The organism is Aureimonas glaciei (assembly GCF_014643375.1).
GTDB classification, from domain to species: domain Bacteria; phylum Pseudomonadota; class Alphaproteobacteria; order Rhizobiales; family Rhizobiaceae; genus Plantimonas; species Plantimonas glaciei.
In genome coordinates this window covers 303,721-311,530 of record NZ_BMJJ01000006.1, presented here as the reverse complement: position 1 = coordinate 311,530, position 7,810 = coordinate 303,721, and the positions used below count along the sequence as shown (strand labels likewise).

At 62.9% G+C, this 7,810-nt stretch carries 11 protein-coding genes and 1 pseudogene; 4 read left to right on the top strand and 8 right to left on the bottom strand.

What is annotated here, in order from left to right; translation table 11 throughout:
* Positions 1 to 105: 105 nt before the first annotated feature.
* Together IEX88_RS14520 and IEX88_RS14515 are read right to left on the bottom strand one after the other, a co-directional pair.
* Positions 106 to 891 (bottom strand): annotated as a pseudogene (locus IEX88_RS14520) (VOC family protein); the annotation flags it as partial.
* Positions 892 to 1,033: 142 nt separating this feature from the next.
* Positions 1,034 to 1,180 carry a hypothetical protein gene (locus IEX88_RS14515; RefSeq protein WP_188851861.1) on the bottom strand — a complete coding sequence of 49 codons (147 nt, stop codon included), beginning with the start codon at positions 1,178 to 1,180 and terminating at the stop codon, positions 1,034 to 1,036.
* A gap of 149 nt (positions 1,181 to 1,329) precedes the next feature.
* Here IEX88_RS14515 and IEX88_RS14510 point away from each other — a divergent pair, with 149 nt between their 5' ends.
* Together IEX88_RS14510 and IEX88_RS14505 are read left to right on the top strand one after the other, a co-directional pair.
* Entirely contained in the window at positions 1,330 to 2,760 is a 1,431-nt protein-coding gene (locus IEX88_RS14510) for an IS1182 family transposase (protein ID WP_188851859.1), read from the top strand.
* Positions 2,761 to 3,248: 488 nt separating this feature from the next.
* Positions 3,249 to 3,734, top strand: coding sequence for a dATP/dGTP diphosphohydrolase domain-containing protein (locus tag IEX88_RS14505; RefSeq protein ID WP_188851857.1), 486 nt, complete (start codon positions 3,249 to 3,251; stop codon positions 3,732 to 3,734).
* 1 nt (position 3,735) lies between these two features.
* Here IEX88_RS14505 and IEX88_RS14500 read toward each other — a convergent pair whose 3' ends face one another.
* Together IEX88_RS14500 and IEX88_RS14495 are read right to left on the bottom strand one after the other, a co-directional pair.
* Positions 3,736 to 4,449 carry a hypothetical protein gene (locus IEX88_RS14500; protein ID WP_188851855.1) on the bottom strand — a complete coding sequence of 238 codons (714 nt, stop codon included), beginning with the start codon at positions 4,447 to 4,449 and terminating at the stop codon, positions 3,736 to 3,738.
* Positions 4,449 to 4,739 (bottom strand): hypothetical protein, encoded by a 291-nt coding sequence (locus tag IEX88_RS14495; RefSeq protein WP_188851853.1) that lies wholly within the window; start codon positions 4,737 to 4,739, stop codon positions 4,449 to 4,451. Before IEX88_RS14495 ends, IEX88_RS14500 begins: the two co-directional genes overlap by 1 nt.
* 372 nt (positions 4,740 to 5,111) lie before the next feature.
* Between IEX88_RS14495 and IEX88_RS14490 the strand changes: the two genes are divergently transcribed.
* A complete protein-coding gene (locus tag IEX88_RS14490) occupies positions 5,112 to 5,411 on the top strand; it encodes a hypothetical protein (protein ID WP_188851852.1) in 300 nt (99 codons plus the stop codon).
* Between the two features lie 5 nt (positions 5,412 to 5,416).
* Here the strand turns inward: IEX88_RS14490 and IEX88_RS14485 are convergent, their stop codons facing one another.
* The 4 genes from IEX88_RS14485 to IEX88_RS14470 form a co-directional block, all read right to left on the bottom strand.
* A complete protein-coding gene (locus IEX88_RS14485; protein WP_188851850.1) occupies positions 5,417 to 5,602 on the bottom strand; it encodes a helix-turn-helix domain-containing protein in 186 nt (61 codons plus the stop codon).
* A 173-nt stretch (positions 5,603 to 5,775) separates the two neighbouring features.
* Positions 5,776 to 6,033, bottom strand: coding sequence for a DUF6894 family protein (locus tag IEX88_RS14480; protein ID WP_188851848.1), 258 nt, complete (start codon positions 6,031 to 6,033; stop codon positions 5,776 to 5,778).
* Positions 6,034 to 6,279: 246 nt separating this feature from the next.
* A complete protein-coding gene (locus tag IEX88_RS14475) occupies positions 6,280 to 6,447 on the bottom strand; it encodes a hypothetical protein (RefSeq protein WP_188851846.1) in 168 nt (55 codons plus the stop codon).
* Positions 6,448 to 6,467: 20 nt separating this feature from the next.
* Positions 6,468 to 6,986: a MarR family winged helix-turn-helix transcriptional regulator gene (locus tag IEX88_RS14470; protein ID WP_188851844.1), complete on the bottom strand. Its 519-nt coding sequence runs from the start codon at positions 6,984 to 6,986 to the stop codon at positions 6,468 to 6,470.
* A gap of 574 nt (positions 6,987 to 7,560) precedes the next feature.
* Between IEX88_RS14470 and IEX88_RS14465 the strand changes: the two genes are divergently transcribed.
* Positions 7,561 to 7,746, top strand: coding sequence for a hypothetical protein (locus IEX88_RS14465; protein ID WP_188851843.1), 186 nt, complete (start codon positions 7,561 to 7,563; stop codon positions 7,744 to 7,746).
* The last annotated feature ends 64 nt before the right edge of the window (positions 7,747 to 7,810 follow it).

Here is a 7,810-nt window from a genome sequence, read left to right as displayed (position 1 = left end):
GCCCTCTGCAAAAGAGAACAGCCTAACCACTGGCCGGATTTTACTCCGCCGCACTCGGCGTTATGCCGGCGCTCCTGTGGCCTGGTTTGTCACCGCCGTGCACACTGGACCCTCGGTCGCCAGCTCCATGAGCGTTCCGCCGGGCTCGCGCACATAGAGTGAGGTGAAATACTTCCGGTCGTGGAAGCTGGTCGGCGAGGCGTCGATCCGCGACAGCTCGGCCTTGGCTGCACGGACGGCTGCCACATCCGCGGCGCGGAAGGCGACATGATCGGCCGTGCCGGTTCCTAGGATGCCGGAGACGTATCCCGAGGCATTCCTGATGTCGATAGCATCCGTATCGGAGAGCATCCGCTGGATGTTCCCCGACGCTTGTCCCGGCCGATAGCCGAACCGACCTACGAAAGCTGCCGTCTCGTCGGGTCTGTCGGTCAGAATGGTGACCGCGCGCAGTCTGCGGATCGCGCGCGTCGCATCTCCCCAGACTCGGGACCCTGGGAGGTCGCCTCCGACAAGCTTCACGATCACACCGTCGGGATCCTTCAGGCGGAGGACGGATTCGCCGAACTCGCGGACCGGCCCCTCGACCGGAACCCCGTGATCAAGTGCGCACGTCAGCCACTCGCCGATGCTCGCGGCCGGCACGGCGAAAGCTACCTCCGCGACCTGACCGGTGCCCACCCGGCCCGTCGCTCCGTCTTCCCAAACGAGAAACGTGACGAGCGAACCGGGCGAGCCCGCCGCGTCGCCATAGAAGAGATGGAGCTGCGTGCTGTCCTCGTAGCCGCCCGTGCGCTTCACCAGACGAAAGCCCAGAAACCCGACGTAGAAGTCGACGTTCGCCTGCACGCGGCGGGTGATCAGGGTGACGTGGTGAATGCCGCTGCTCATAATTGCTCTCGATTATTGCTGGGATTGCGTGGTCCGTGCGGATCCGAAGCTGCATTCGAGCGTCTGCCGGTTCTGCCCGGCCGTCTCCGCCGCGGCATCGTAGCCCCATTGCAAGCGAATTAGCGCCTGTTTCAGATCCGAGCTACTGCGGGTCGCTCTCATAGAGCAGCGGGAACTCGCCCACGATCTGGTCGCGGCTCACTCGCTGAAGGCAGAAGCGCCATCGGTACTGCTTGAGCCGCCTTGAAGGGTTGTCGTCGCAATTCAGAAAAAGGAGCGCAAATGCCATGCCATCGCCTCGTGCGGAAGCGAGCGAGGGAAGGGTATGGGGAAGGCAGCTTTCGCCGAGACTTGTCTGGAAGCCGACCGGCAGCTTTCCACCGAGGCTGTGTGGAAACGCCGGTTCGTGTTACCTTTCGGTAGTGCTGGAGGGGTGGAATGGGTCGTTTCATCAAGGGCTGCGAGCGGCGCCAGACGCTTCTTCTGGCGGACTGCGTCGACGATTATGTCGGCGCGGATAGCCCGGTCCGGGTGATCGACGTCTTCGTCGACGAACTGGACCTTGCGGGGCTCGGCTTTGAAGGCGCGGCCGCGACGGGTCGGCCCGGTTATCATCCGGCGATGCTGCTGAAACTCTACCTTTACGGCTACATGAACCAGGTGCAGTCGAGCCGGCGCCTCGAGCGCGAGGCGGGCCGTAACGTCGAGGTCATGTGGCTGACGGGCAAGCTTGCTCCCGACTTCAAGACGATCGCGGACTTTCGGCGCGACAACGGCGAAGCGGTTCGTGCCACATGCAAGCAGTTCGTGGTCCTGTGCCGGCAGGTCGGTCTGATCGCGGGCGGCACGGTGGCAGTGGACGGCAGTCGGTTCAGAGCCGTGAACACGCGAGACAAGAACTACACGCCCGGTGCGATCCGCCTCCGCCTGGCGCAGGTCGAGGCGAGCATCGAGCGCTACCTCGACAAGCTCGACACCGCCGATCGGCAGGAGGCGGACGTTGCCGAGATCCGCACGACGCGCCTCAACGAACGGATCGAGGCGCTCCGCCGGCAGATGCACGAGCTGCAATCCATGGCGCGTCAGGTGGAGACCGCGCCCGACCGTCAAATCTCGGTGACCGACCCGGACGCACGGGCCATGGCCACGAATGGAAAGGGTACGGGCCTCGTCGGCTATAACGTGCAGGCCGCTGTCGATGCGGACAGCCATATCGTCGTGGCGCATGAGGTGACCAATCTCGGTCATGACCGGACGCAGTTCGCCAACATGGCCCGGCAGGCGAAGGACGCGACCGGAGCCGACCACCTGACGGTCCTGGCCGACCGCGGTTACTTCTCCGGAGCCGAGATTCTGGCCTGCGAGAAGGCGGGCGTTGAACCGATCTGTCCGAAACCATTGACCTCGGGCGCCAAGGCGGAGGGGCGCTTTGGCAAGCCGGACTTTCTCTACGATGCGCCAAGCGACACCTATCGATGCCCAGCCGGCGAGACTCTCACCAAGCGCACGACCACGATCGAGAACGGTCTCGTTTTGAACCGCTACTGGTCGAGCGTCTGCCGATCATGCGTGTTGAAGCCCGACTGCACGACCGGCAACGAGCGGCGGGTGACGCGCTGGGAGCACGAGCATGTGGTGGAGGCCATGCAAGATCGACTTGATCGCATGCCCGATGCCATGCGGATACGACGGCGAACCGTCGAGCATGTGTTCGGCACGATCAAGGACTGGATGGGGCGCAGCCACTTCAAAACGCGGAGGTTGCCGAACGTCGGGACGGAGATGAGCCTCCACGTCCTCGCCTACAACATGAAACGGGCCATCGCCCTGCTGGGAGCACCAGGGCTCATCGCCGTGATGCGGGGATGAGACGGGAACCGTTCGCCCGCCCACCGCAGCTTCCTCCTCAATCCGTTTCCACACAGCCTCCACCCTTCTGCGTCATACAAAACCCCTCTCGCTTTGATCATGTGAGCCTTCGGTCGACGGCTCCTTCGCGCTCGGTATCGCTCCGGCCGCAGACTCTCTCGGATTGTGGCTGCGACGCAGGTTCCAGATCTTTGTGTCGGAATTCTCGGCTATCCGCTGGCTCGACGCATTCAAGGCATCGACCTAATGGGATGTTTCCCTAGCCTCAGCGACCACCTCCGCGCCGAAGTCGGGGCAGCGCTTCTCGACACTACCGTCGACGCCCTTCGCGACCTCGTCTGCCCGCCACGACTTCACGCCGCTCTCAAGCTCGGTGACGGCTACGTCCGCGCTGGGGACCGGACGCTCGCGTTCCGGAACGGCGTCGTCGTGACGTGCCTGCCGCGGTCACGGAGGCAGAGGCGAAGGCGGGTCCGGGAGAGCCTGTCGTGAACGAGTACGGCGGCGTGTCCGATTTTGACGACTTCCCGATTCACCAGCCTTCAATTGTGCAGCAGGCTGCTGCACAAACCGGAACTGCCGATCCCAAGGCCGTTGCCGCCACTTCGAAGGTGCCGTCCGACCTCCACGTCCTGCCGCCAACGGCCGTCGCCTGGTGCGTCGAAGCCCTTCGAAATGGTGCCATCGACAAGGGCTACGGCGTCCGTAACTGGCGTGATCAGGTCCGTCCTGGCATCGAGATGACGACGTATCTCGATGCCATCGGGCGGCACCTCATGCAGATCCAGGAAGGCGAAGACTTCGCGTCCGACAGTCACATCCTCCACCTGGCTCATGTGATGGCCGGCTGTGCGATCCTGATCGACGCGAGGGCATGCGGGACGCTTATCGACAACCGCGTGCGCGGCGACGTGGGCGCATTCGAGAGCACCCAGGAAGCGATCCGGGAAAGCAGGCGGTTGCGGGCGGCCTAGCTTACCGAAAAGGCAGGAACGCGTAGGTCACCACGGCCTCGACGAAACCCTTCGGCAACCGCATCTCCGTATCGACCGCTGCTTCGAACGTCGCCTCGACGCGTTCAACGATGCCATCGATCTCCTCGGTCACGGCATTGTTCGGACTACGGAAGACCGCCTCGCCGTAGATGTCCCACGAGTCCGTGCCCTCCAGGTCGAGCGCGAGCATGCGAGCGCACATCCGCATCCGGAGATAGATGGCGTGCATCTTCTTAAAGTCGGTCTCTACTGGCTTTCCCAGGTTCGCGACCGCGACGAATCTCTTGGCGTAAAACGCCGACATCGTGTCCGATGCATTCTCGATGCGCTTGCGAACGACTTCGAAGAGCGCCGGCTTGTCCTCCGGTTTTCCGAATCCCACGAACTCTCCCAGTTCGGGTCGAAGAGTCTCAAGAAGCGCACGGACCTCGTAGAACTGCACCATGGTTTCCTCGGCCACCGCGAGCTTGCGCTGGCCTCGCATCTGCTTCTTCCAGGCTCCGGCCGCCAGCCAGGCCGCTACCGCGAGGATCAGGTTCGCGAGGGCGCTGAGCCAGTCGGGCACCGAACCCCAAACAGGGCCGGACGCCGCTTCCGGCGACGCCGCTTGTTGGGCCAGGGCAGCCGTGGGGAGGAACACGGCCGCAACGATGATCGTGTGTATGGTGCGAACGTTCGCGGGACGCATGGTCATCAATCCATCGACCTGCGGTTCGCACGATCGGATCTCGCGTAGAAGATGACGCCGACCACGATCCAAAGCAAACCGAAGCCGACCCCGGTCGTCGCACTTCCAGTATAGACGAACGACCAGATTTCGCGGAGCCACGCGAACGCGATGGAGAGAGCCCCTACGCCGATCAGGAAAGCCGCCCCGGCGTGTAGGATCGTGCCCTTCGCGTCATACAGCTCGATCTCCAAACGAGCGATGTCGTCCTGGGCGGCGGGCGGTAGGCGGTCGAATTCGTATCCGCGTTCTCTCATATCGGCTCCGTCGATCGATTGCCGACCTGATCCGTGTTTCGTGTAAAACGCAAGAATGGCCTCACGAGCGGCGACGGACCTCATCGGGTTCGTGCTACCGTCCCTGGTATGGACGAACCGACTCCCCCTCGCCGCCGCTGGTTCCGATCTCTCGCGCAGATGCCGGAGCCCGAATGGCAGGCTCTCACACACAGGCTCATGTTCCTCGCGGGCCTAGGAGCAGGGTTCATTGCCTTGGCAATCTTCCTCGGCATGATCGCCGTCGGCGCATTTCTTCAAATCTGGCAGATCTGGACTGTGCTTCCGACAGCCTAGCTCAGGCCTGTCACACCAATATTGCCATCTAACATCACTCGAACGGCTGGAAATAACGTGGACCGAATACTCGACAGTCTGATTTCCCACGCCTTCGGACTCGTCCTCGCCGGCGTCGCCGCATACTGCGTGGCGGCCCTAGTCCTCGAACTATCGGGCAAACTCAGGCCGAAGCGGTGGAAGCGTATACTAGTCGGGGCGTTCGCTATATTCGCCGTTGCGGCTCAGTTTGCCGAGAGCGAGGAAAGCACCGACCGGTATGTCTGGACGGCCGTCGGGGCAGCGCTAGGCCTGCTGTCTGCTTACAAGCTGTCGGTGAGGCAGCAGTCAGAAGCTCGATCTGTAGACCCATCCTGAGCCCATCACTCGTTCGTCAGCATATCGACGGGCACGTCGAGCACGTCAGACAGCATCGCCAGCTCCAACCCCCTCGGCGTCGACGTCCCCTGCTCGATCTCTGCAAGCCGCTCGTCGGTCATCCCTGCTGCAGCCGCGACGTCGTGTTGAGCGAGGCCAGACGACTCCCGGAAGGCTTTGACCGCTGGCATGCCGTCATCAAGCGCGTCGGCGACGGCGGTGGGGGTTTAGAATGTGTCGCTCATAGCCGGGATCCTCGAGGGTGGTTTCGAGGATAGCGGCCATGCATGATTTCGGTTCCGTCACGCGGCGACGACCGAACTCCTGTCCGACTCTATGCGCGGCTGGCGGTTGCCCGGAACCGCTATCGGCGGACGGCGCCGAAGTCCGGGTGCAGGCTGTCGGAGAACGGCAGGGTGCGAAGCACGGCTCCGCGACTGTCGATTATCTCGAACGCGTGACCAATGCACGGCGCTTCGTTCCGCTTGATGTTCTCCGCGATGATCTCTCTGGCAGCGGCCATGGCTTCCTCGACAGCGGACTCGATGTCGGGAAAATCGACGCCCTCTTCGTCCTTGACGGTCTGCCCGTCCTTGTGGATGTTCAAGAAGAATTTAGGCATAGGGGCCTCCGGATTTACCTAAAGATCCCAATACCCTGCAGCCGACGTTGGTTTCTGTCTATTTGCTTGTCCGGCTTCGGACGATGACCTGGCGACGCCCGGGTCCTCCGCCCGGCGTTGTGTCTTGACCGCCAGTCAGCCGCTGTTAGCGAAGCCGAGGCGTGGATCGCGGAGCAGCCCGAAAATTTGGTTGGCCGTCGAAGCTTCGGCAGGACCTGGACACGTTGCAGCTTCGACGGCCCGTCTTCATGCGTCGGATGAAATCCGATCGACCTCGCCGGCCCGCTCCTCCGAGGCCATCTCTTCGAACAGCTGCTCCAGGCGCTGGGCCTGCCCCTTGTCGCCTGCGATGGAAAGCCCTTTGGATGCGGCTTCCAGCTCCAGCCAAAAGCTCTTGTCCCGTTCCTGGTCCACATCGGGACCACTCCCTCTAGTCACCTCAGCCTCGCCAGCCGGGCAGCGAGCACGTCGCTGATGCTCCGCATATGCTGCATCGTCGCAGCGGGATCTCCCGGGAGCCCGGCTGCCACCTGGCGGCAGATGTCCGACCAACGACGCCCGATTTCCTTCTGAGCCTGCTCGCCCGCCGGAGTCAGGCGAACGGTCGTAATCCTCGCGTCCGTTCTCAGCTGTCCGCGTTCGACGAGACCCTTGTCGGACAGGCGGTCCAGCATCTTTGAAACAGTGGATGGCCTGACGTCGAGCGAGACGGCCAGGGCGGAAACGGTCACGGGTTTCCCCGGAACGAGGCAGATCAGCAGGTGATCCTGGCCGTTGTGGTAGCCTGCCTCCGCAAGCGCCAGACCGAACAGTACCCGGATGCGCTTGGCGAGCGTAAGAAGCGTCGTCGCCATCGCCTCGAGATCCACTTCGCCGGCGGCGCCAGTGGGGAGGTTGAGAGGCGCGTCAGTCGGTTCGGCATCGCTGCCGATTTCGTTGACATAGTTGAGCATCTCGCCCCCAAGGAAATAATTTGCCGCACATCCTCTTCCCGGGCGACCATTAATGCTAGGTCAGAAACGTACACAAGCTGGGCTCTTTGCCGTTCAGACGATCCGCGGCTTGCCGCTCATGCTCGGAACATCGGCGGGTTCCGCGGGGGTCAGGGGAAAAGCGTCGGCTCCCGCCACGACCATCGCCGCCCGTTCTGCGACAGTTCACGCCGCCGCGATAGTCCTGCCGTCCGGTGGGGTGAAGACCAGCCGCACCCGCCTACTCCCGCACCTCGGACACCGCATGCGCTCGGGCAGCATTGCCAGCGTCATCCCACGCCCTCGTGTCCACACGAGCGTTGGCAGGTCGATGTCATGGCGGTGGCGGCATTCGCGGATGGACTTCAGGCCCTCTCGCCGTCCGTACGCGCAGTACACTGTCACGGTCCAGCCGGCGTCGAGCGCCTCCCCGATCATTTTGACATTCATCTGTGAATCGCCTCCTGTCTTGGAGAACGAAATAGGAACATTGTCTTCACGTCCAGCGTCTATCGTCTATCGTGAGACGATACAGGGCGAATCGAGGAGCAAGACGATGGGACAACCGCAGCCAATTACGAATTCGTTGGACGAATTCGATGCCGTCGTTGACCAGGTGATCGAGGCGGCAGGGGGCAACCTGCGGGCAGCCATCGCGGGCCTGGTGCGCGGTCAGCATGCGATCGCTGACGACATCACCAAGACTGTGTCGGCCGGCTACGTCAGGCGTGGCTTGAGATAGTATGGGCAATCCAGACGAGCCCTTAGCCCTCTCGATTCGATTAATAAAACGTTAACTCTCCGAA

Bases quoted from the DNA above. Each gene is read 5' to 3' on its own strand.
- IEX88_RS14515 (WP_188851861.1), bottom strand. From the start codon at position 1,180: ATGGCATTTGCGCTCCTTTTTCTGAATTGCGACGACAACCCTTCAAGG.
- IEX88_RS14510 (WP_188851859.1), top strand. From the start codon at position 1,330: ATGGGTCGTTTCATCAAGGGCTGCGAGCGGCGCCAGACGCTTCTTCTG.
- IEX88_RS14500 (WP_188851855.1), bottom strand. From the start codon at position 4,449: ATGACCATGCGTCCCGCGAACGTTCGCACCATACACACGATCATCGTT.
- IEX88_RS14495 (WP_188851853.1), bottom strand. From the start codon at position 4,739: ATGAGAGAACGCGGATACGAATTCGACCGCCTACCGCCCGCCGCCCAG.
- IEX88_RS14485 (WP_188851850.1), bottom strand. From the start codon at position 5,602: ATGCCAGCGGTCAAAGCCTTCCGGGAGTCGTCTGGCCTCGCTCAACAC.
- IEX88_RS14480 (WP_188851848.1), bottom strand. From the start codon at position 6,033: ATGCCTAAATTCTTCTTGAACATCCACAAGGACGGGCAGACCGTCAAG.
- IEX88_RS14470 (WP_188851844.1), bottom strand. From the start codon at position 6,986: ATGCTCAACTATGTCAACGAAATCGGCAGCGATGCCGAACCGACTGAC.
- IEX88_RS14465 (WP_188851843.1), top strand. From the start codon at position 7,561: ATGGGACAACCGCAGCCAATTACGAATTCGTTGGACGAATTCGATGCC.